The following is a 22,980-nucleotide window of genomic DNA, read 5'->3' on the forward strand; positions in this document are numbered from 1 at the left end:
TCCAAAACTGTGCGGAGCCATGGATGGCGGAGCCCAAGCGTCACATGGATGTGCCGCAAGGAGCGTGTTTTGGAAAGCCTTCCCCATAGCAGCGCTGTGCTCGATAGTTGGCCCTCCCCGACAGGACTCTTGCCTCAACTTCGCAGGTATTTCTCTAATTCACTTCTGAATGCGGCCTGTACGCCGAGTCTTTTTAACATCCAGTAATGCCCGGCAATCATTCGGTCAATAAAGATACTTTCCACTGGCGGCTTGAAGTAATCCAGATACTTGAACACCGTACTGGTTTTCGCCGCGACGTGCTTGTGGATGTCTGCCTCGGCAAAGTCATAGGGTTCATCATTCAGGAACGGGATGATCAGAATGTCCCGCCACATGGCGTAATAAGCCTCATCGACCGCCGGCTGGTTGTCCACGCGGGCGCCCAAATCAATCAGGTACTCGTCGAGTGCCTGGTAGTCCTCGTCCAGAGCCGCGATCAGAGCCTTACGGTACGCCTCTACAATCTCCGGCTTCAGTTTCTTCACGCAGCCAAAGTCATACATGATGATGGTGCCGTCCGGCCGGTAGGCGAAGTTGCCGGCGTGGGGGTCGCCGTGGATGCACTGGAAGCGGAACAGTTGGTCGGCCATGATGGTGAAGATGCGGTGGCCGATGTCGTTCAGGGTTTCCTGGCTGTAGCGTTCGGGGGTGACCTTGCTTACGTGGTCGCCTTCCACCAGTTCCAGGGTCAGTACCCGGCGGGTGGAGTGGCTGTCGATTACTTCCGGAATCAGTACCCACGGCTGGTCTTTGTGGAAGTCGTGGAAGAGTTTCAGGTTGCGGGCTTCGTTTTCGTAATCCAGTTCTTCCTTCAGGCGTTCGCGGATTTCGCCGAACAGCTGGTCCACGGTCTCCTTTGGCATTTTCAGCAGGCCGCCCAGTTTCAGGGCCAGGCGCAGCTGTTTCAGGTCTGAGTCGCAGGACTCATCCACGCCGGGGTACTGAACTTTTACGATCACGTCAGTGCCGTCGTGCAGACGGGCCCGGTGCACCTGCCCGATGGAAGCGGAAGCGTAGGGTGTTTCCTGAAGGTATTCGAACAACTCGCCCACGGGCTTGCCCAGCTCGCTTTCCACCTGCTCCAGAATCACCTCAAACGGCATGGGGGGCGCTTCTTTCTGGAGTTTTTCGAGAGCCTCGGAAAACTCTTTTGGCAGGAAATCCTGGGTCTGGGAAGCAATCTGGCCCACTTTCATGACGGCGCCCTTGAGCTCACCCAGGGTGTCGGCAATCTCGTCGGCCATGCGGGTGTAGCTTTCGCTGCGGGCGCTTTCGTCATCCACGGTGCGGAACATGCGCCGTGCCCTTTGGCCGGCGTACTGGCCGGCCACCGAGGCAGTCATGCCGGCCAGCTTGAAGAATCGACCTGTGCGTGAGGTTACCGGTTTCTTCGCCATGGTGCTGGGTGTTCCCTGAAACTGATGATGTGCCTGAATATGCGTTCAGGCAGGCATTTCAGACCACTGTGGTTTCTACAAACAGCAGATCTTCCAGTTCCAGCGACAGGGTCTGGCCGGATTCCAGCGGGCCAACGCCTTTCGGGGTTCCGGTCAGTACCACGTCCCCCGGTTGCAGGGTGAACTGGCTGCTCATGTGGGCAATCAGCGGTACGATGGGGTTCAGCATATCACGGGTATCGCCGGTCTGTTGGCGCTGGCCGTTAATGTCCAGGGTGAAGTGAATGTTGTTCTTCGGAAGTTTGTCGGCAGGCACGAAAGGCGAGAGCGGGCAGGCGCCGTCAAAGGCCTTGGCCCGTTCCCAGGGCTGGCCCTTTTCCTTGAGCTTGCTTTGGATATCCCGAAGGGTCAGGTCCAGCGCCAGGCCGTATCCCAGAATGGCAGCTTCAGCTTCGCTCTCGGAAGCATGGGTGAGTGGGCGGCCGATGAGTACCGCCAGTTCGGTTTCAAAGTGCACCGCGCCCTGATTGCGGGGGAAATCCAGCGGGCGGGTGATGTGCACCGCTGCTGTAGAGGGTTTGATAAACAGCAGCGGCTCGTCCGGCACCGGGTTATTCAGTTCCCGGGCGTGTTCGGCGTAGTTGCGACCAATGCACACGGTCTTGCCAAGGGGCAGGTGAACGGGGGTACCGTCTTTCCAGTGGTGCTGATAATCGGGCATGGTCGCCTCCTGTAACTGTGGTTATTCTCCGTCGAATGAACACACAGTATAAACCTGCAGGCTTTCTTCCTGCAGCTTGCGGGAGCCACCCAGATCCGGCAGGTCGATCATCGCGGCCACTTCCACAATTTCCGCGCCAATGCGGCGGATCAGCCGGGTAGCGGCCAGCATGGTGCCGCCGGTGGCGATCAGGTCATCCACCAGGACCACCTTGTCGCCGGGCTTGAAGGCATCTTTGTGCAATTCCACAGACGCGGTGCCGTATTCCAGCTCGTAGTCTTCCACCATGGTGTCGAACGGCAGCTTGCCTTTCTTGCGCACCAGTACCAGCGAGGCGTTCAGCTCATAGGCCAGGGCCGAGCCGATGATGAAGCCGCGGGCATCAACCGCGGCCACGGCATCGATATGCTGGCCATGGTAGCGGTGCACGAAGGCGTCGATCAGCTTTCGAAAAGCTGTTTTGTCCTGCAGCACCGTGGTGATGTCGCGGAACGACACCCCCGGTTTGGGCCAGTCCGGTACCGTGCGGATGGCCTTTTTAATACTTTCGGAAAAATAATCCATAACTCACCTGTATGGACCCGGCTTATGCCAGGTCCAGGAACATGAATTTCAGAACGAAGACGACGGCAATCACGGTGACGCTCCAGTTCAGGTCAGACCAGCGGCCAGCGAGGGCTTTTACCGCCACGTAGGTGATAAAGCCAAGGGCGATGCCGTGGGCGATGGAGAACGTCAGCGGCATCATCAGGGCGGTCACGATAGCCGGTGCGGTGTCGGTGATGTCGTCCCAGTCGATCAGTTTCAGCCCGCTGGCCATCAGGCAGGCCACGTACAGCAGGGCCGGGGCTGTGGCATAGGGCGGGATCACACTGGCAATGGGTGAGAACAGCAGGCAAGCCAGGAACAGCAGGGCGACCACAACTGCGGTCAGGCCGGTGCGGCCGCCGGCCGCGATACCGGCAGTGGATTCCACGTAACTGGTGGTGGTGGATGTACCCAGTGCGGCGCCAGACATGGTGGCAACAGAGTCAGACATCAGGGCCCGGCCCAGGCGCGGCAGTTTGCCGTCTTTGTCCAGCAAACCGCCTTTCTGGGCCGCGCCCACCAGGGTGCCGGAGGTGTCAAACAGGTCTACAAACAGGAAGGCGAACACGATACTGATCATGCCCACGTTCAGGGCACCGGCTATATCGAGCTGCATAAAGGTTGGCGCGATGCTCGGTGGTGCGGAAACCAGCCCCTCGTACTCCACCATGCCCAGCATCATGGCAGCGGCGGTTATGGCGATAATGCCGATCATCACAGAACCGGTAATCTGGCGGAAGGAGAGCGCACAGATCAGCACAAAGCCGGCAAAGAACAGCAGGGCCTCGGGTACCTTCACATCACCCAGGCTGACCAGGGTAGCGGGATGATCTACCACAATGCCGGCATTCTTCAGGGCAATCAGGGCCAGGAAGAAACCGATACCTGCGGAAATGCCGAATCGCAGTGAAAGGGGGATGGAATTGATGATCCATTCCCGCACCTTGAAAATGCTCAGCAGGAAGAACAGCAAGCCGGACAGGAACACTGCCCCCAGCGCCACCTGCCAGCTGTAGCCCATGCTGCCAACCACCGTGAACGAGAAGAACGCGTTCAGGCCCATGCCCGGGGCAAGCGCGATGGGGTAGTTGGCCCACAGGCCCATGATCAGGGTGCCGATGACCGCCGCCAGGCAGGTCGCCACGAACACGGCGCCGAAATCCATGCCGGTGGAAGAAAGTAGGCTGGGGTTGACCACGATAATGTAAGCCATGGTCAGGAAGGTGGTAATGCCCGCTACCACTTCTTTACGAACAGTAGTGCCGTGGGCCTGGAGTTGGAACAGTCGTTCAAGCATGACGGGGGTCTGCCTCTCAGGATGCCTGGGTTGGAGTTTAAAATCTTTTGACGTGCGGAAATCGTGAACTGGATGAAAAAACGGCAATGTTACCGGCTCACGGGCCTCAGGCCAAGGGATGATTGACAGTTCAGTGAGCCGCGTTATCTCTCTGTAGACGGATATCAAAACGCACGGCGGCCATCCGCACAATGACAATAAATGACAGACCGATGGTCAGGGCGAGCGACTCGCTTTCCAGGAACCACTGGCAGACGAAATAGAGCCAGCAGCCGGCAAACGCGATGGAGGCGTAGATCTGGTCTTTGCGGAAGATAAACGGCACTTCGTTGCACAGGGTGTCGCGAAGCGCGCCGCCAAAGCACCCGGTCATCACCCCCAACATGGACGCAATAAACCACGAATGCCCAAGGTCCAGCGCCAGCTGGGCGCCGAGGATGGAGAAAATACCCAGCCCGATGGCATCCGGAAACACAATGCGGGACTCTTTCAGGCTGTGGGCCCGGCTCCAGTAGCTGAACACAATAGCCATGGCCAGGATCAGGATCGGCTGCTCTTCGTGCTTGATCCAGTAAAGCGGATGGTTGTCCATGATCAGATCCCGCAGGGTTCCGCCGCCCAGTGCGGTAATGAAGCCGATGGCAAAGACCCCCACCGGATCCATGTTTTTCGAGCGCGCGACAATCATGCCGGAAATGGCAAACGCCACAATGCCGATCATTTCAAGGGTGTAGATGATGTCGAACATGGCCGGCTCTGGGGCTGAAAGTGGACGAAAAACGCATTCAGAACGGGAGCGCGAAGCATAGCTGAAAATGGCCTGCGATTCATCCAGTTGATAGCGCAAGGTGCTTGAAGTGGGAGGGTTTACGCGATGTTATTAGCTTGGCTAATAAAGTCCGATAAGCTAACTTTATTTGCTTCATACCGGAACTCTGTTTAGCTTGATCTCCTTCAATAAAATACCGAACAACAACGGTGCCCCCTGTGTGCGGCGGCGCCATCAGGAGAGATCATGAAAGCCATTCTGTGCAAAGAGTACGGCCCCGCTGAAACACTGGTCATCGAAGACGTACCCAGCCCGAAAATGGGCGACCGGGGCGTAAAAATCCGCGTAAAAGCCGCCGGCCTGAACTTTCCCGATACCCTGATCATCGAAGGCAAGTACCAGCTGCAGCCCCCCATGCCGTTTTCTCCGGGCGGTGAGCTGGCCGGGGAAGTAATCGAAGTAGGGGAGAAAGTCACCCGCTTCAAGCCCGGCGACCGGGTAGCGGCCCTGACCGGCTTCGGTGCCTTTGCCGAGGAAGTCGTCGCCCCGGAATCCAACCTGCTGCCGATACCGGACAACATGCCGGATGAAAAAGCCGCCGGTTTTATGATGGTGTACGGCACCTCCTACTATGCACTGAAACAGCGCGCAAACCTCCAGCCCGGCGAAACCCTTCTGGTGCTCGGCGCCAGCGGTGGCGTTGGCCTGGCAGCGGTGGAACTGGGCAAGGCCATGGGTGCGAAAGTGATTGCGGCGGCCAGCAGCTCCGAGAAGCTTCGCATCGCCAAGGATGCCGGTGCCGACGAGCTGATCAACTACACCGACGAGCCCCTGAAAGATGCGGTGAAGAAGCTCACCAAGGGCAAAGGTGTGGACGTGATCTACGACCCGGTCGGCGGCGACTTCACCGAACAGGCCCTGCGCACCATGGCCTGGAACGGCCGCCACCTGATCATCGGCTTCGCCGCCGGCGACATCCCGAAAGTGCCGGCCAACCTGACGTTGCTGAAGGGTTGCTCGGTGGTCGGCGTGTTCTGGGGTGCCTTTACCCGCAACGAGCCGGAGGTGAGTGCCCAGAACATGATGGAGCTGCTGCAGATGTACTCTGAGGGCAAAATCGACCCGAAGGTCAGCGAGGTGTTCGATTTCGAGCAATACGCGGAAGCCCTGGGCGCCCTGACAGGTCGTCGGGCTACCGGCAAGGTCGTCCTTCGTGTCGGGGCTTGAGTGGGTGCTTAACTTGGGCTCCTAGCCTGTTTGTTTCGGGGGTGTGCCCGGGTTGGGGCGCGCTTCCAAAAAACCGCTACAAGCACGTCCCTGTGCGCTTCTCTCCGGCCATCCATGGCCTCCGAAATTTTTTGGAAGCGCGCCCCAACCCGGACTTTCAGCCTACGAGTAATAGTCAGTAAGCTGATTGCGGCAAAGGTCAGTTTTTTTGACTATTACTGCGAAGTTGGACTGGCGTCTGTGGGGCATGCCTCCCAAAAATTTGCGGAGCCATGGATGGCGGAGCAGAAGCGCCACAGGGACGTGCCGCAAGGAGCGGTTTTTGGGAGGCATGCCCCACAGGCGCGCCCCCCAAAACCAACAGGCTAGGGCCGAAAACAGGCCCCAACTCAGGGCTGAAGGCTAAAACCGAACCCCACCAGAGTCGATGTCAGAAACCAACTCGGGCGTCAGTCGGGTATAACCGGACGTGCCGGGAAGCCAGGCATAGACTTCCTCGTGGGGCCGGTCCAGGGAATAGCCGAGCTTCTGGATGTCCACCTTCCGGTACTTGAAGGTCCCCGTTTTCTCGATGGCGTGAGTTACCCGCACAAACACCGGAACCGCATAGGCCGGCAGGTTGTCGCTCAGGTAAGCGAACAGCCTGTCCACATCAAAGTCCGCCTTCGGATTCTGGGGCACCAGGGTTACCATGCCGGCTTTGCCGTTGGTGTTCGGGATTTCCACGCCGTAAACGATGGCTTCCTGCACCATGCCGGAGCCGTCGATGATGTTTTCCACTTCGGTGGTGGAGACGTTTTCGCCCTTCCAGCGGAAGGTGTCGCCCATGCGATCGACGAACTGCAGGTGTCGGTAGCCGATTTCTTTCAGCACGTCGCCGGTGTTGAACCAGGCGTCGCCGTTTTTGAAGGCGTCCCGCAGGATAGATTTTTCGGTGGCTTCTTTCTGGGTGTAACCTTCGAACGCCCATTTCTTGGTGATTTCGCCAATCAGTAAGCCCGGTTCGCCTTTTTCCACTTCTTCCAGTCGGCCTTTCTCGGTGCGGATCGGGTCCCGGGTGCCTTCGTGGTATTTCACCAGTTTGTAGGGTGCGGTGGAGAAGCCGACGGTGTTGTCCATGTTGAAGAAGTTGCTGAAGCCGATGTTGCCCTCTGAGGAAGCGTACAGCTCTGCCACGGTTTCAATGCCGAAGCGGTCCTTGAATTCTTTCCAGATAGAGGGGCGCAGACCGTTGCCGATCATCTTGGTCAGGCTGTGGTTCCGGTCCTGGTCGCTGGGGGGCTGGTTCAGCAGGTAGCGGCAGAGTTCGCCCACGTAGCCGAAGGTGGTGGCTTTGTAGCGGCGGACATCGCCCCAGAAGGCGCTGGCGGAGAATTTCCGGCGCAGGGCGATGGCCGAGCCGCCGGCCAGTACCGAGCCCCAACAGACCAGCAGCGCAGTGCCGTGGTAAAGGGGCAGGGTACAGTAGAGAACGTCTTCCGGTTCCATGGCCAGGGACAGCATGCCGAAGCCGCCGTAGGCGCGGATGAATTTGCGGTGTGAACCCGGGGCTGCCTTGGGCAGGCCGGTGGTGCCGGAGGTGTACAGGTACACCACGGTGTCGCCCATTACCACCGGGTTACTCAGGGTTGGCCGGGCCGAGGGGCAACGGCTGACTTCCTGTGCCAGGTTGACGTAGCCCTCCGGCGCGTCGCCGTAGATGTTCAGGGTGTTGGTGTCGGCCAGGTAAAGGAACGGGGTGCTGTGTTTAAGATCGATTTCTTTGCGAATGCCTTCAGCGTGGTCCAGCAGTTCTTCCCCGACCACCAGCATTTTCGGTTCAATCAGGTTGATGCTGTGGGTCAGCACCTTGCCTTTCTGAGAGGTGTTGAGCATGGCACAGGCCACGCCTACTTTGCCGGCGCCGGCCACCAGGGCCAGCAGTTCCGGGCGGTTGTCGAGCAGTACGGCAATGGCGTCGCCTTTGACCAGGCCCTGATCTTTCAGATAGTGGGCGATCCGGTTGCTCCAGGCATTGAATTCCTGCCAGGTGATGGTCTGGTCGTCGCACAGTATCGCGGGCCGGTTCGGGTATTTTCTGGCATTGCGCTCCACCAGCTTGCCCAGTGTCAGTTCCTTTTTGTCATCTTTAACGGCGTAGTAATAAAGCCCCTTGGCGATGAATGGGAACCGGCGCAATACGCCCGGCAGGCTGCGCATCAGGTCTCTGGCGGTTACGTTGTCTTGGCTCATGGCGCGTCCGTTCCGTTGCTGACAGGGCAGGGGTGCTGCCCTGCGCCTGTTATTGTGTTTGTTCTTCGGTTTCGTTGGCGGCCAGCTCTACCAGTAACTGGCTGCGCCGTACCTGGTCTCCGCTGCTGGTGTGCACCGCGGCAACGGTGCCATCCCTGTCGGCTTTCACCGGATGTTCCATTTTCATGGCTTCCAGGATCACCAGCGTCTGGCCTTGTTGTACGGTGTCGCCGGCGGCAACCAGCACATCGATAATCGCCCCGTCCATACTGGCCTGGATACGCCCACTGCCGGCGCCCTGGGCACATGTGGCAGGCTGGTGGGTGATGTCGGTTGCCGACCACGACCGGCCGAGTGCCTGCAAATATAGGGAATCACCGGCCCGGGAGTATTGGCACCGCTGACGAATACCATTGTCGATAATGCACAGCTGGCCTTGTTCGTGGCTCTGGATCAGCAGTTCATAGTGGTCATCGCCATGGGAGACCAGCAGTTTGTGGCCACTGTGACGCACCAGCAATTCCACGGTGTCTTCCTGTATTTCCAGCTTCATGGGAATTACTGTGGCCGGTGCGTTGCTCCAGCCTTCCTGCCCGGCGCTGTTGAGGCTCAGGGCGCAGGCGCTGAGGGCCAGTTCGCGGATGCTCAGTGCTTGCGGTGCCAGCGATGGATCATCTTTGAACGCCTGCTGCAGGAACGCCGTGGTGGCTTCTCCGGCACCGAAGGTGTCGTCGGCGATGATGCGGCTGAGGAAGTGGCGGTTGGTGGTTACGCCGAACACGGTGGTGTCTTCAAGCGCCCGGATCAGGCGGCGGCGGGCTTCGTCCCGGTTCTGGCCCCAGGCGATGACTTTCGCCAGCATGGGGTCGTAGTGGGGGCTGACCACATCGCCGGAGCGCACGCCGGTGTCGAACCGCAGGCCTTCTCCCTCGGCCGGAGTGAACTCGTGCAAAGTGCCGGTTTGCGGGGTAAAGCCGTTGGCCGGGTCTTCGGCGTACAGGCGCACTTCGATGGCGTGGCCGTTGAGTTCGATCTCTTCCTGGGCCAGCGGCAGTGGCCGGCCTTCGGCCACCATCAGCTGCCAGGCCACCAGGTCCTGCCCGGTGATCAGCTCAGTGACCGGGTGCTCTACCTGCAGGCGGGTGTTCATTTCCAGGAAGTAGAAGTTACGGTCTTTGTCGACCAGGAATTCCACGGTACCCGCGCCTTCGTAGCCACAGGCCAGGGCGGCTTTGACGGCCGCTTCGCCCATGGCTTTGCGCAGTTCCGGGGTGACAAAAGGTGAGGGCGCTTCTTCCACGACTTTCTGGTGCCGGCGCTGTACGGAGCAGTCCCGCTCGCCCAGGTACACGGCATTGCCGTGGCGGTCAGCGAAGACCTGGATTTCCACGTGCCGGGGTTCGATGACGGCTTTTTCGATGATCAGTTCATCGTCGCCGAAGGCCTGTTTGGCTTCGGAGCGGGCCCGTTTGATGTTGTCGGCTAACTCGCTTTCGCTTTCCACCAGGCGCATGCCCCGGCCACCGCCGCCGGCGGAGGCTTTGAGCATGAGGGGGTAGCCGATGTCCTTGGCGGCGGCGATGAGTTCGTCGTCGGTTGCGTTGTTGCCTTCGTAACCGGGGACGACCGGTACGCCGGCTTCCTGCATGGCGATTTTGGAGCGGCGTTTGCTGCCCATGAGTTCGATGGCGTTTTCGGGAGGGCCTACGAAGGTGAGGCCGGCTTGTTTGATGGCTTTGGCGAAGCCTGAGTTTTCGGAGAGGAAGCCGTAGCCGGGGTGGATGCAGTCGGCGCCGGTTTTGGCGGCGGCATCGAGGATGGCGTCGGCGTTCAGGTAGGATGCGGCGACTTGTGCCGGGCCAATGCAGACGGCTTCGTCGGCTTGTTCAACGTGCAGGGCGTTGGCGTCGGCTTCGGAGTAGACGGCAACGGTTCGGTAGCCCAGCGCCTTGGCTGTACGGATGACCCTGACGGCGATTTCGCCTCGGTTAGCGATGAGTAGTTTTTTTAGCATTTGTATGTCACCTGCCTTGATACGCGCCTGCGTGTTTGGGTGCTCGTGCGCACCTCTGGCGGGGAGGGCCTCCGGAAAAACGCTCCTTGCGGCACATCCCTGTGGCGCTTCGCTCCGGCCATCCATGGCCTCCGAGATTTTCCGGAGGCCCTCCCCGCCAGCGGCGCTTCCGCTGACTTTGTTCGTGCCTGCTCAACAGCTATTGAACAGTGTGTGTTTGTTGTCGTTTTTCTAGCTTTCAGCCCACTTTGGTTCACGCTTTTGCATGAATGCCATGGTTCCTTCTGTGCCTTCCGGGCCACGGATCGCAGCGGCGAACTTCCCGGCGGCAGCATCCAGTAAACCGGCCATGCTTTCATTGCCAACCCGGTGCAACAGCGCCTTGGTTTCTGCCGTGGCATTCGGGGCGCACAGCCGAACCCGTTCAAGGGCTTGGTTCAGCATGTCGTCCAGCTGTTCTTCGGATTCCGCAACCTGGTGAACAATGCCCAGTGCGCAGGCTTCCGCTGCGTCGATTCTCAACCCCAGAAGTGCCAGCCGGCGGGCCTGGGTCAGGCCGATTCGTTCGACCACGAACGGGGCGATCTGGGCCGGGATGACGCCGAGGGTGGTTTCCGGCATGCCGAATTTCGCGGTCGGGCCGGCGATGGCGAGGTCGGAGACGCAGGCCAGGCCGAAGCCGCCGCCCATCACGGCGCCTTCGGTGATGGCGATGACGACTTTGGAGGATTCGTTGACCTGCTGGATCATCTGGCCGAAGGCGCGGTTGAGTTTATAGAACGGGTCGTCCTTGCCTTCGCCTTTCTGGCCCCGGGCACCGGCCATGTCTTTGATGTCACCGCCGGCGCAGAAGTGGCCGCCGGCGCCGCGGATGACGACGGCGCGGATGCTGTTGTCGTTTTCTACTTCGGTGAACAGGGCGGCCAACTCCGCGACCATCTGCAGGCTCATGGCGTTGCGGACGTCCGGGCGGTTTATGGTGAGAAACAGGGACGGGCCTTGTTTCTCGAGAATCAGTGTTTCGCAATGTGGTAGTTGCTTTTCCATATCAGGCTCCGTTTCAGGCCGGCATAGGGTACCAATGGCAATGTTTGGGGCCTTGTGGGCAGGTAGAGCTTTCCGGGACTGTCTGCAGCAGGGATGCTGCAGTCAAGCGTACATGGATGTATTCACAGCGTGTCCCGGAAAGCTCTACCTGCCCATGAGGCCCTACTCCAAACGTTAGTCGCGATTTTTGCCAGGCAAAGTGCCCATCAGCTTACAGATAATGCCGAGCATGATTTCGTCGGCGCCGCCGCCGATGGACACCAGGCGCACGTCGCGGTAGGCACGGGCCAGGGGGTTTTCCCACATGTAGCCGTTGCCGCCCCAGTACTGCAGGCAGGTATCGGTCACTTCACGGCCCAGGCGGCCGGCCTTCAGCTTGGCCATGGACGCGAGTTTGGTCACGTCTTTGCCGGCAATGTGCAGTTCACAGGCCTGGTAGGTGAGGGCGCGCAGGGCTTCTACTTCCGTCTGCAGTTCGGCAAGGCGGAAGTGGATGTACTGGTTGTTGATCAGCGGCTGGCCGAAGGTCTTGCGCTCGCGGCAGTATTCGATGGTCTGGTCGATGCAGTTCTCCAGCGCCTTGATCACGTTCGCCGCGCCCCACATGCGTTCCTCCTGGAACTGGATCATCTGGCACATGAAACCGGTGCCTTCCGCGCCGATGCGATTGCGCTGGGGAACGCGCACGTCGTCAAAGAACACCTGGGCGGTTTCAGACGAGCGCATGCCCAGTTTGTTCAGGTGCGGGCTGAAGGAAATACCCGGCGTGTTCATGGGCACGATGATCAGGGTTTTATTCTTGTGAGGCTTGTCGTCGCTGGTGTTGGCAAGCAGACACATGAAATCCGCTTTCGGGGAGTTGGTGATCCACATCTTGGAGCCGTTGATGACGTAGTCATCGCCGTCTTTCTTCGCCGTGGTTTTCAGGCCGGCTACGTCTGAGCCTGCCCCCACTTCACTGACACCAATACAACCCACCATGTCACCGGCGATGGCGGGGGCCAGGAAGTCCCGTTTCAGTTCGTCGGAACCAAAGCGGGCGATGGCCGGGGTGCACATGTCGGTTTGAACGCCGATCGCCAGCGGCACGCCGCCGCACTTGGCCATGCCGAGTTCTTCTGCAGCAACCAGGTTGTAGCTGTAATCCAGGCCCATGCCGCCGTACTCTTCCGGCTTCTGGATGCCCAGCAGGCCCAGGTTGCCAAGTTTTTTGAATACCTCATGTATGGGAAACTCGCCGGCTTCTTCCCATTCGTCACAATGCGGGTTGATCTCTTTCTCAACGAAGTCTCTGACGGTTTTTCTCAGGGCTTCGTGTTCGGCTGTGAATTTCATTGTTGTTCTCTCCTGCTTTCTAAAGATGGTTAGCTCGGGTATTTGTTGTTTGGTGCTTGTCTGGTTGCTTGGGGTCGCGGGTGTGGGGGCGGGCCTTCAGAAAAACGCTCCTTCGGCACGTCCGTGTGACGCTTGGGCTCCGCCATCCATGGCTCCGCACATTTTCTGAAGGCCCGCCCCCACACCCGCTTTGATGCAAGACTCAAGTGAATCCTGCCAGCAATTTGTGGGTTCGGTGCAGCTGATACATGGCTGTTATACATCTTGGTCGAGTTTGATAAGCCATCTCGAAAAAGACGTTCCTGTGACGTCGAGTAGAACCATGTGGGATGAGCTGTCCAAAAATCTTCGCAGGCCATGGATGGCCGAAGAGAAGCGCACATGGGCGGAGCAAACGCTTTAGAAGCGAAGCTTCGCGTGCTGCGGAGCGACAGCAATCTATGATTGCTGGCTGGACCCGCTTGCGGGTGCTCGTAGCGGTTTTTGGACAGCCCTTCCCACATGGTTCTACCCCCCAAACAAGAATCCCCGAGGCGGGCACCACCCGAGCCAAAACTCAAGTGGCACCCAACTCCCAACCTAAAACCGAGCCACGCCGTAAGAGTTGGGCCGTAGCTGCCGTTGCTCGGCCTCGCGGCAGACAGACAAAACCAGGGCCAGAACTCGCCGGGTATCCCGTGGGTCGATCAGGCCGTCATCCCAGAGCCGTGCGGTGCCGAACAGGGCGGTGGAGCCGTCTTCGAGTTTCTTGGCGGTGGCCTGTTCCAGGAACGCCAGGGTCTTCTCGTCGGGCTCTATGCCGCTTTTGCGTTGTTTTTCTTCGGCCACAATGCGCATCACCTTGCCGGCCTGGGCCGGGCCCATGACGGCGGTGCGGCTGTTGGGCCAGGCGAAGATGAATCTTGGGTCCAGGCCCCGACCGCACATGGCATAGTTGCCGGCGCCGTAGGAGCCGCCGACCACCACGGCGATTTTCGGCACCCGGCAGTTGGCAACGGCTTGCAGCATCTTGGACCCGTGTTTGATGATGCCGTTCTGTTCCGAGTGGGTGCCCACCATGAAGCCGGTGGTGTTGTGCAGGAACAGGATGGGTGTGCCGGCCTGGTCGCACAGCTGGATAAACTGTGCCGCCTTGGTGGAACCGGCCGGGGTGATCGGGCCGTTGTTGCCGATGATGCCTACACTGTGGCCCTGAATCCGGATGGTGCCGCAAATAGTCTGGTTGTCGTAGTCGTTCTTGAAATCCAGGAACCGGGAACCGTCGGCGATGCGGGCGAGGATTTCGCGCACGTCGTAGGGCTTCTTGGCGTCGGAAGGAATTACGCCCAGCAGTTCGTCCGCCGGATACAGCGGCTCATCCCAATGTGGCTTCTTGCGCAGCGGCAGGTTTTCGTTCCAGGGCAGGGCGCCGAGAATCTCCCGGGCCTGGCGGATGCCATCGGCGTCGTCCTCGGCCAGGTATTCAGCGGTGCCGGCCACGGTGGCGTGCATTTCTGCGCCGCCGAGTTCTTCATCGGTGGCGATTTCACCGGTGGCCGCTTTCAGCAGTGGCGGGCCGGCCAGGAACATCTTGGCCTGCTCGCGCACGGTGATCACGTAATCGGACAGGCCCGGCTGATAGGCACCACCGGCGGTGGCGTTGCCGTGAACCACCGTTACTTGCGGAATACCGGCAGCCGACATGCGGGCCTGGTTGGCAAAGCCTCGGGCGCCCAGCACGAAAATGTCCGTGGCGTAGTTCAGGTTGGCGCCACCCGATTCCGACAGCGACACCACCGGCAGCTTGTTCTCCATGGCGATCTGCTGCAGACGCAGGGTCTTGTCCAGACCGGCGGGGGTAATGGTTCCGCCCTTGATGGCGCTGTTGCTTGCGACCACCAAGCAGCGTACTCCGGCTACTCTGCCTATGCCGGCAATAATACCGCCGCCAGCCATGGAACCGTCTTTGTCATCGTGCATCTTGTAACCGGCCAGTGAACACAGCTCCAGAAACTCACTGCCACGATCCAGCAGCCGATTGATGCGGTCCCGCGGTAGCAGCTTGCCCCGCTTGGTAAACTTCTCCCGGGCCGACTCCGCCAGGTCCAGAACCTTCTGCTCCACATCCCGGAAAGTCGAGATATGCGCCTCCATGGCCTCGACATTGGCCCGGAACTCGTCGGACTGGGGGCTTATTGTTGTTTCCAGTACCTGCATGGGAAATCCTCAGTCGTCACTCAATACTTTCGGCGTTACCGCCCGATGGAAGCCGTTATAGGGCTCATTGTTCTTCGCCTTCGGCATCGGCCAAACACGCCCGCCCTGAGATGCCGCCCCGTCAATCCGCAGGCAGTCACCACTGATAAATGCCGCGCCCGGGCTAAGCAGGAAACAGATAGCCGAACTCACCTCCGACTCCGTCCCCATCCGCTTGATCGGCACCGCATCCGCCAGGCTCTTGATCCACGACTTCATATGAGCCGGGTAGTTATCCATACCGCTGGAAGCAATCCACCCCGGCGCCACCGCATTCACCCGAACCCCGGAAGGCGCCCACTCAACCGCCGCCGTCTGGGTAAAATTCACCATCCCGGCCCGTGCGGCCCCTGAGTGGCCCATGCCCGGCATACCACCCCACATATCCGCCACAATGTTCACAATCGAACCACCGGTTTTACTTAACGCCTGGGTATAGGCCTCCCGGGAAATCAGAAAACCGCCGGTCAGATTGGTGCGCACCACCGTTTCCCAACCTTTCTGATTAATCCCCGTCAACGGCGACGCAAACTGCCCGCCGGCATTGTTCACCACCCCGTTCAGACCGCCGTGGGTCTCAATAATGGCCTTCACCGTCGCCTTGACCGACTCCTCCTCGCGAATATCGCAAGCGTGGGCGCTGGAAATGCCGCCGTCGGCCTCAATCTCGGCCTTAACCGCGTCCACCTTTTCCTGCTTACGACCCACCAGCGCAACCCGAGCACCGAGCGACGCCAGTTCGTGAGCCGTGCAACGGCCAATACCCGAACCGCCTCCGGTGACAATAAACACTTGGCCTTCAAACAAGCCGGGGCGAAGTACAGATTGATAACTCATAAAACTTTCCTTTTGAGACCTGTCGAATCCGGGAATATTGTCTGGGCGCGCCAGCGGGGGTTGGCCTTACAAAAATTTCGTAGGCCATGGATGGCCGAAGACAAGCGCCACAGGGATGTGCCGAAGGAGCGCTTTTTGTAAGGCCAACCCCCGCTGGGGTGCTTGCACCGAAGCGAATAAAGTGAGTTCACTGGGATATCAGCCCATCAGGCACAGGCACCGGAAACTCCAGCAACTGCTGAGCAAACGCCTTACCCTGCGGATCAATCCGAAGCGAAGCCACACCACCGCCACCCAGACTGTGCTCCAGCAAGAAATTGAACGCATTCAGCCCCGGCATCGCCCAGCGCGTCACCTTGCCAGACTCCGGATTCAGCGTATGACTCATCCACTGCGCCACCGCCTGCTCCGTCAACGCAGCCTCAATAAACGGCAAAAACTCCGGATCCCGCGCAATCACCCCGATATTGCTGTGATCTCCCTTATCACCAGACCGCGCCCAGGCCAGCTTGATCAGCGGCACCGTCGTGTCTGTTGAAACCTCCGTCCGGGATTCCCGCTCAGGGGGCAGGGCGTTGCTATCAAAACCACCCTCACAAGCCACCTCGACGGTCGATTTCTCGCCCGCCAGGTCCACGGAAACCGATACTTCAGACTTCTGCACCAGACAGGAGAACAAACGAATCTTCGGCCACACCGTCGGCCGGCCACCAACAATGCCGGTGATCCCCGGCGCCATGCCCGTCGCGGCCTGAGCAATCTCCCTCGAAAACAGCACAAGGGCCTCTTTCTTCGGATGCGCAGTGGCTATCTTCACCACCACCTCCCGGCACTGGTCGCCCCGGGCTTGGGCGCCGTAAGTGGTTTCGGTACCCAACAGCTCGATGCTGGTTTCGGAATAGTCCGGCAGGCCACGCTCGGCAAACATCGCGGATGTCTTCGCCAGAATGGCTTCGGCCACTTTCTGCGCCTTCGCCTTGGCATTGATGCCTGCCAGCAGGAAGGTGACCGTGCATTTGAAGCCATCCGGCCAGGTGCCGGATACCTTGTAGCTGTCGGTTGGCGGCAGGCCCTTCGCGCCAGTAACACTAACCTGGTCCTTGCCGATCTCTTCCAGCGTCACCTGGGTGAAATCACAGGTCACATCCGGCAGCAGGTAAGCCCGTGGGTCACCAATCTCGTACACCAGCTGTTCGCTCACGGTGCCCAGGCTGACCAGGCCACCGGTACCTTCTGGCTTGGTGATCACAAAGTCGCCGGAAGCGCTGACCTCGGCTATCGGAAACCCCATATTGGCGTAGCCGTCGGCCACCTGGTCCCAGTCGGTAAAGTTGCCGCCGGTAGACTGGGCGCCGCATTCCAGCAAATGCCCCGCCAGGCTGCCTTGGGCAAGCCTGTCGTAATCGTTCCAGCTCCAGCCGAATTCATGCACCAGCGGCGCCAGTACCAAGGCGCTGTCAGCTACCCGACCCGTAATGATGATGTCAGCCCCCTGTTCCAGTGCAGCCACCAGCCCAGGTGCGCCCAGGTAGGCGTTAAGGCTCACCATCATGGCCGGGAAAGGCTGGCCTGTGGTCATCTCGGTGATGCCGGCGTCGGCCAGTTTCTTTTTCTTCAACAGAAGGTCATCGCCCAGCACCACGGCGATTTTCAGGTCCACGCCCGCTTGCTCGCACAGGGCCTGCAAGGCATCGCGGCAGGCGACCGGGTTCACGCCGCCGGCGTTGGTCAGCACCCGGATGCCTTGCTTCTTGATGTCGCCCAGCAGCGGAGCCATGACGGTTTCAACGAAGTCCCGGGCATAACCCTGAGCCGGGTCTTTCATCTTCTGGCCGGCCATGATCGACATGGTGATCTCGGCCAGGTAATCGGCCACCAGGTAATCAATGTTGCCTTGATGAACCAGCTGGGCGGCGGCGGTTTCCGTGTCGCCCCAGAAAGCGGCGGAGCAGCCGATGCGGATAGGTTTGTCGGGTTGTGCCATGTTGTTTGCCTTGCTCTTTGCGCCCGGCGATTGCGGACTGGTGCAACGATGTCATCGACAATACCAAGCAAGCGCTTGGTTTGTAAACAGGCAAATCTCGGGTAGAATAAAAAGTCCCAGCAAGACAACCGGATGGCCTTTGTGAACCAGAACGAGATTCTTCAGTCCCTCATCGCCGAACAGCTTGTTTCCGACCCCGCCAGTGCTCGCGGGCGCTTGTTGAAAGAGGCGGCCAGGTTATTCCGGGACAAAGGCTACGAGCGCACCACAGTGCGCGACCTGGCAGCAGCAGTAGGTATCCAGTCTGGCAGCCTGTTTCATCACTTCCGAACCAAGGAAGAAATCCTGAAAGCGGTGATGGTGGAGACCATTCGCCTCAATACCGCCTTGATGTACGCGGCCATGGAGCAGGCGGGCACCCTGCGGGAGAAGCTCCGGGCGCTGGTGCGGGCCGAGCTGGAGTCCATCAACGGCCAGACCGGTGAGGCCATGGCGGTGCTGGTGTATGAGTGGCGGAGCTTGTCTGAGGAATCGCAGGCGGAAGTACTGGCCCTGCGGGATCACTATGAAGGCCTGTGGCTATCGGTGCTGGAGCAACTGCGCACGGAGGGCAGTATCGATGCGGAACCGTTCATTGTGCGCCGGATGCTGACCGGGGCCCTGAGCTGGACGGTGACCTGGTACCGGCCGGAGCGGGGCGGATTAACGCTCGACGGGTTGACTGATCAGGTGCTCGCAATTATGAAGTTGTAAAATATTCATTCACATACTTAAAAAATTTTCTGTGTCCCCTGATTTTTGGCTGATTCAAAACCTATTGTTTTATATCAATAAATTTCTCTTTTCTTGATTTCCATTCAGGCCATTGGCCTGATCGGCATATCCATTTCGGCAATCGAGCCATTTCTGTCTGACAGCAATCGCCGCATTCTTGCACCCACAACAACAAAGCAAGAAAGGTCGTCGAACTATGATCTCCTCACTGTTTTCTTACATGCGTGCTTGCCCGTCTCGCCTTCGCCAGACAGCGACCGCGGGGGCCGTGCTGTTGCTGGCCGGCTGTTCTGCAAACCCGATCTACACCACCACTGGCGTGGTGCTTTCCAATTACTCGGAGTCTGAAGCAACACCCTACGTGATGCAGATGTCGGATCCGAAGATGGCCTGCGCCCTGGGCGAGGGTGTCGACCCCCTCATGTATTCATTCTCCCGGGTAACCTCTGCACCGGATACCACCGGTTCCCTGCTGATGCTGCTGGCAGCCAACTGCATGGAATACCGCACCTGGGAAGCCGAGCTTGATTTCCTGCGGGCCGATTACAGCGGTGACGTTCCTGCCGCCAAGGATGCCCGTGAAAAGGCCAAGCGACTGCACGCCCAGACCGCGAAGCGCCGTTACCAGGCTTTCCAGCGTGCGATGGCGGCCTACGATTTTGATCCTTCGGCAGAACCCCTGGAATGTCCGTTCCTGTTCAGCGAACAGGACGAGCTGACCTTCCTGCTTGGTTTGCTGGCCGGTATGCAGGCGATCGTGAACGATTCCAACTCCGGCGCCATGGCTGGCGTGCCCCGCAACATTGCGCCCCAGGCCGAGCGGGCAGCCCAGTGTGTAGACAACGAAAAATGGGGCGGCTTGCCCAATGCCCTTCGTGCACTGGTGTGGCTGCTGCTGCCGGATACCCGTCCGGAACTCGCCCCCGACCCCTGGCAGGTGCTGGAGAACAGCGCCGAGCTGGGTGTGCAAACCGGTATGCGCGCTTCCCACGCTTTGCAGGCTGTAGCGGCTGAGACCTTCGGTCGCCCGCAGGTACTGGCCGATGCCATCGCCAGCTTCGCAGAGGCGGACGGTCGTATCGAGGTGTGGGACGAGTACCGACTGGTTGATGAGGTGGCCCGGGGCGTTGTGACCTTCTCGTCTGACAAGCACTGGACCGCCAATTACGGGCACCGCACGCCGAAGAGCTACTTCGGCAAGATGAGCCCGGAATGCAGCACCGAAAACGTTGAAACCATGGACCTGGACGGCCTGCTGTAGCAGCGCCGTCCGGCACGAAAGCCTTATCCACAAACACAAGAATGACCCGGAGGTCGTCATGATCCGCAAATCCCTTGCCGCTTTGTCCCTTGCTGTGGCCGCACCGCTGGCTTCAGCCCAGACCGTTTCCATGTGCGTGTTCGATGTCATCGGCGCCAATGGCGATGTGTATAACCTGGTAAAAGACTACGCTCTGGAAATGAAAGCCCACGGTGTGGACTTCGAGCTCAAGCCTTACACCGATGAAGGCGTGGCCGTAGGCGACTTCAATGCCGGCCAGTGTGATGCGGTAGCGGCTACCGATATCCGTATCCGTCCGTTCAACAAGTTCACCGGTAGCATCAGTGCCGTGGGTGCCATCCCCACCTACGACGACCTGAAAACCCTGCTGGCCACCCTGGCCCAGGCCAAGGCGGCGCCGCTGATGAAAGACGGCGGCTATGAAGTTCTGGGTATTGTGCCGGCCGGTGCCGGTTACCTGTTCGTGAACGACCGCAGCATCGACACCGCCGGTGAACTGGCCGGTAAGCGCATGGCGACCCTGGACTACCAGAAAGACGCCATCCACATGGTGAACTACGTGAAGGCCACCGTGGTGCCCTCCGATATCACCAACTTTGCCGGCAAGTTTAACAACGGCTCGGTTGATGCAGCCTATGCCCCGGCCTTCGCCTACGAGGCGCTGGAGCTGTACAAGGGGATTGGCGACAAGGGCGGCATTGTGGATTACCCGCTGGCCCAGCTGACCATCCAGATTGTTGCCCGTGACGAAGTGCTGGACGACGACGCCGCCCAGAAAGCCCGTGATGTTGCCTGGGGTATGTACCCGCAGGCCATGAACCTGATCCAGGGCCAGGAAGAGGGTATTCCGGACGAGCAGTGGATTCGTATTCCCGAGAAAGACATCACCGGCTACCAGGAAATGTTCCGCGAGAACCGCCTGGAGATGCGTGACGGTGTGAACAACGCACCGAGTGTCTATCACCCGAAAATGATGAGCCTGCTGAGCAAGATCCGTTGTGCCAGCAACCCGGGTGCTTCCGAGTGCACCGCGGCTAACCGGGAATAATCGGAGACACTGACGATGAACTGGCGAGCGATGACCGCTACCGGCGCAAGGACGCTCTACCCCGTGCACAGGCTGCACGGGGTAATCCTGCTGCTGTTACTTCTGGCGACCCTGGCGCTGGGAATGGGCAACTCGCTCCATTCCAGGCTTCTGTGGGTAGGCGAGCAGGTATGGCCCAATTATTACCTGCTCAACCCGGATGCAACCGAGCCTACCTGTAACCTGTTTGTTGATATCGACACGGAAGTGGAACGCCGGGTAGCCGCCTACAAGCCGGACCCGGACGATCTGTTCAGCTCTCCGCCTGACCCGGAAGCTATCCGCAAGTCCCTGCAAAGCAACCTGGCCCTGTGTGAGCAGCGTCACCTGCAGTTCGCCGAAAACCAGAAGCATGCCACCTGGGCGTTGGGTGTGTTCAAGGATATCGAACAGGGGCTGGCGGACTTTCTGCTCAAGAACATCGACCTGACCAAGTTCCTGTTCATTGGCATGTTTGCCATGGCCGCGGCCATCTCGGCGCTGGATGCGGACCACATTGCCTTGCGCTTGCCGAGAAACCGGGCGGAATGGCGCCTGAGCCAGGGTTCCCAGTTTGTGGTGAACGGGCTGATGCTGCTGTCCCTCAGTGCCTATGTCGGGCGACTGCAGGCATCCCCGGGGTCCGGTGACACCATAATCCTGCAATATGCCTGGTCGCTGGTGTTCGGGCTGTTCATGGTGATCAATGCCATCCGGTTCCTGTTCGTGCCGGAGCGCATGAAAGCCGGCTCCCTTGCCATGTCGTCGGGGCTGGTGGTGCCGCTGTACTGCACCATGGGCCTGATCGCCATGAGCTACTTCTTCTTTGTAGACGGCTACAGCTCAGGCCTGGCGATTTACTTCGGCATGATGTCGAACCTGTCGTCCATGTTCATCAACATCGGCCTGTATGTGCTGGTGGGCATGATGCTCAAGCAGACCCGGGTGCCGGAGCTGTTGCTGAATGTGCTCAAGCCGTTCAACCTGCCTGCACCCATGCTGGCCTCGGTGATTATCTTCGCCACCGCTTTCCCGACGGCCTTCACCGGCGCCTCCGGTATCTTCATCCTTGCCGTTGGCGGGGTGGTGTACGACGAGCTGCGTCGCGCCGGTGCAGGCCGGCAGCTGTCGCTGGCGACCACGGCGATGTCCGGCAGCCTGGGTGTGGTGCTGAATCCTTGCTTGCTGATCGTGGTGGTCGCGGCACTGAACAAGGAAGTCACCACCACCGAGATGTATGGTTGGGGCTTCTGGGTGTTCATTATGTCGGCTTCCCTGTTCTCCTTCATCGTCTGCAAGACCGAAGGTAACTGGAAACCGCGGCCGGCCCCGGGTGCCTTTCGTGCAGCCGTGCGTGAGCTTGGCCCCCTGATTCCCTATGCCCTGACCGCAGCCGCCGTAATCCTGGTCATCTGGGTTGTACTCGGGCTTCAGTTCAATGAATACAGTGCGCCACTGATTCTGCCGCTGGTGATGCTGGCTGTCGTGATGCTGGATGCCGGCAAGGCAGGCCAGGAAACCGGCCAGTCCAGAACCCAGGCGTTCTTCGATCGCAGCAGCTCTGCTGCCAGTGATTCGGCCGTACATATCGGCGCCTTGCTGGCCCTGATCGGTTTCTCGATCTGCCTGGGTGGTATTCTGGAGCGTTCCGATATCGTACACGCTCTGTTCCCCGAAAGCCTGACCAGCCCCTGGTTGGCCATGATGGTGATCGTGCTGATGCTGACCGTGATCGGCATGGTGATGGACCCGTTCGGTGCCGTTATCCTGGTATCGGCTACCATCGCCCAGCCGGCTATCCAGATTGGTATCGACCCGCTGCACTTCTGGATTGTGTGCCTGGTGGCGTTCGAGCTGGGTTATCTGAGCCCGCCGGTGGCCCTCAATCACCTGCTGACCCGGCAAGTGGTAGGCGAAACCGAAGTGCTGGCTGCCGAGCGCACCGGTTCCTTTTGGCATCGCTATCAGCGCCTGCTGTTGCCGCTGGCGGTAATGGTACCCACGCTGTTACTGGTGGCGTTTGTGCCCATGCTTTTCTACGCTTTATAAGCGCAGTAGCATAAAAAACCCGCGAAGCTCTGCTCTCGCGGGTTTTTTTACGATCAGGCTGGTGCAATATGCCTGTAAGGGTCG

At 59.6% G+C, this 22,980-nt stretch carries 17 protein-coding genes; 5 read left to right on the forward strand and 12 right to left on the reverse strand.

Features of this window, described 5'->3' with window-relative positions:
• Nucleotides 1–134 precede the first annotated feature (134 nt).
• From AC13DJ_RS02090 to AC13DJ_RS02110, 5 genes are all read right to left on the reverse strand, one after another.
• Nucleotides 135–1,439, reverse strand: a complete 1,305-nt coding sequence (locus AC13DJ_RS02090) for an ABC1 kinase family protein (RefSeq protein WP_482932944.1) — start codon at nucleotides 1,437–1,439, stop codon at nucleotides 135–137.
• A 58-nt stretch (nucleotides 1,440–1,497) separates the two neighbouring features.
• The gene (locus AC13DJ_RS02095) at nucleotides 1,498–2,160 is read right to left on the reverse strand and encodes a fumarylacetoacetate hydrolase family protein (RefSeq protein ID WP_474540523.1); all 663 of its coding nucleotides are present in this window, start codon (nucleotides 2,158–2,160) and stop codon (nucleotides 1,498–1,500) included.
• A gap of 21 nt (nucleotides 2,161–2,181) precedes the next feature.
• Nucleotides 2,182–2,724 carry an adenine phosphoribosyltransferase gene (locus AC13DJ_RS02100; RefSeq protein WP_474540522.1) on the reverse strand — a complete coding sequence of 181 codons (543 nt, stop codon included), beginning with the start codon at nucleotides 2,722–2,724 and terminating at the stop codon, nucleotides 2,182–2,184.
• Nucleotides 2,725–2,746: 22 nt separating this feature from the next.
• Nucleotides 2,747–4,045, reverse strand: coding sequence for an NCS2 family permease (locus tag AC13DJ_RS02105; protein WP_474540521.1), 1,299 nt, complete (start codon nucleotides 4,043–4,045; stop codon nucleotides 2,747–2,749).
• A 130-nt stretch (nucleotides 4,046–4,175) separates the two neighbouring features.
• Nucleotides 4,176–4,793 (reverse strand): trimeric intracellular cation channel family protein, encoded by a 618-nt coding sequence (locus AC13DJ_RS02110; RefSeq protein WP_094623856.1) that lies wholly within the window; start codon nucleotides 4,791–4,793, stop codon nucleotides 4,176–4,178.
• A gap of 267 nt (nucleotides 4,794–5,060) precedes the next feature.
• Between AC13DJ_RS02110 and AC13DJ_RS02115 the strand changes: the two genes are divergently transcribed.
• Nucleotides 5,061–6,041 (forward strand): NADPH:quinone oxidoreductase family protein, encoded by a 981-nt coding sequence (locus AC13DJ_RS02115; protein WP_199458010.1) that lies wholly within the window; start codon nucleotides 5,061–5,063, stop codon nucleotides 6,039–6,041.
• Nucleotides 6,042–6,443: 402 nt separating this feature from the next.
• Here the strand turns inward: AC13DJ_RS02115 and AC13DJ_RS02120 are convergent, their stop codons facing one another.
• The 7 genes from AC13DJ_RS02120 to AC13DJ_RS02150 all read right to left on the reverse strand — a co-directional run bounded on the left by AC13DJ_RS02120 (nucleotide 6,444) and on the right by AC13DJ_RS02150 (nucleotide 17,725).
• Nucleotides 6,444–8,273 carry a long-chain-acyl-CoA synthetase gene (locus AC13DJ_RS02120; protein ID WP_482932945.1) on the reverse strand — a complete coding sequence of 610 codons (1,830 nt, stop codon included), beginning with the start codon at nucleotides 8,271–8,273 and terminating at the stop codon, nucleotides 6,444–6,446.
• 49 nt (nucleotides 8,274–8,322) lie between these two features.
• Nucleotides 8,323–10,287: an acetyl/propionyl/methylcrotonyl-CoA carboxylase subunit alpha gene (locus tag AC13DJ_RS02125; RefSeq protein ID WP_482932946.1), complete on the reverse strand. Its 1,965-nt coding sequence runs from the start codon at nucleotides 10,285–10,287 to the stop codon at nucleotides 8,323–8,325.
• 231 nt (nucleotides 10,288–10,518) lie between these two features.
• Nucleotides 10,519–11,334, reverse strand: coding sequence for an enoyl-CoA hydratase/isomerase family protein (locus tag AC13DJ_RS02130; RefSeq protein WP_482932947.1), 816 nt, complete (start codon nucleotides 11,332–11,334; stop codon nucleotides 10,519–10,521).
• Nucleotides 11,335–11,508: 174 nt separating this feature from the next.
• Nucleotides 11,509–12,669, reverse strand: a complete 1,161-nt coding sequence (atuD, locus tag AC13DJ_RS02135) for a citronellyl-CoA dehydrogenase (RefSeq protein WP_482932948.1) — start codon at nucleotides 12,667–12,669, stop codon at nucleotides 11,509–11,511.
• A gap of 579 nt (nucleotides 12,670–13,248) precedes the next feature.
• Nucleotides 13,249–14,865, reverse strand: coding sequence for an acyl-CoA carboxylase subunit beta (locus AC13DJ_RS02140; RefSeq protein WP_482932949.1), 1,617 nt, complete (start codon nucleotides 14,863–14,865; stop codon nucleotides 13,249–13,251).
• Nucleotides 14,866–14,874: 9 nt separating this feature from the next.
• A complete protein-coding gene (locus AC13DJ_RS02145) occupies nucleotides 14,875–15,741 on the reverse strand; it encodes an SDR family oxidoreductase (protein WP_482932950.1) in 867 nt (288 codons plus the stop codon).
• A gap of 187 nt (nucleotides 15,742–15,928) precedes the next feature.
• The gene (locus AC13DJ_RS02150) at nucleotides 15,929–17,725 is read right to left on the reverse strand and encodes an acyclic terpene utilization AtuA family protein (protein ID WP_482932951.1); all 1,797 of its coding nucleotides are present in this window, start codon (nucleotides 17,723–17,725) and stop codon (nucleotides 15,929–15,931) included.
• A gap of 132 nt (nucleotides 17,726–17,857) precedes the next feature.
• Here AC13DJ_RS02150 and AC13DJ_RS02155 point away from each other — a divergent pair, with 132 nt between their 5' ends.
• From AC13DJ_RS02155 to AC13DJ_RS02170, 4 genes are all read left to right on the forward strand, one after another.
• Entirely contained in the window at nucleotides 17,858–18,478 is a 621-nt protein-coding gene (locus AC13DJ_RS02155; RefSeq protein ID WP_232901613.1) for a TetR/AcrR family transcriptional regulator, read from the forward strand.
• Between the two features lie 217 nt (nucleotides 18,479–18,695).
• Complete coding sequence (locus AC13DJ_RS02160; RefSeq protein ID WP_482932952.1) at nucleotides 18,696–19,760, forward strand: hypothetical protein; 1,065 nt, start codon at nucleotides 18,696–18,698, stop codon at nucleotides 19,758–19,760.
• 58 nt (nucleotides 19,761–19,818) lie between these two features.
• Nucleotides 19,819–20,829: a putative solute-binding protein gene (locus AC13DJ_RS02165; protein ID WP_482932953.1), complete on the forward strand. Its 1,011-nt coding sequence runs from the start codon at nucleotides 19,819–19,821 to the stop codon at nucleotides 20,827–20,829.
• A gap of 15 nt (nucleotides 20,830–20,844) precedes the next feature.
• Nucleotides 20,845–22,896 (forward strand): TRAP transporter large permease subunit, encoded by a 2,052-nt coding sequence (locus AC13DJ_RS02170; RefSeq protein WP_474541157.1) that lies wholly within the window; start codon nucleotides 20,845–20,847, stop codon nucleotides 22,894–22,896.
• Nucleotides 22,897–22,980: the final 84 nt, after the last annotated feature.

This window comes from Marinobacter sp. L-46, assembly GCF_056859535.1.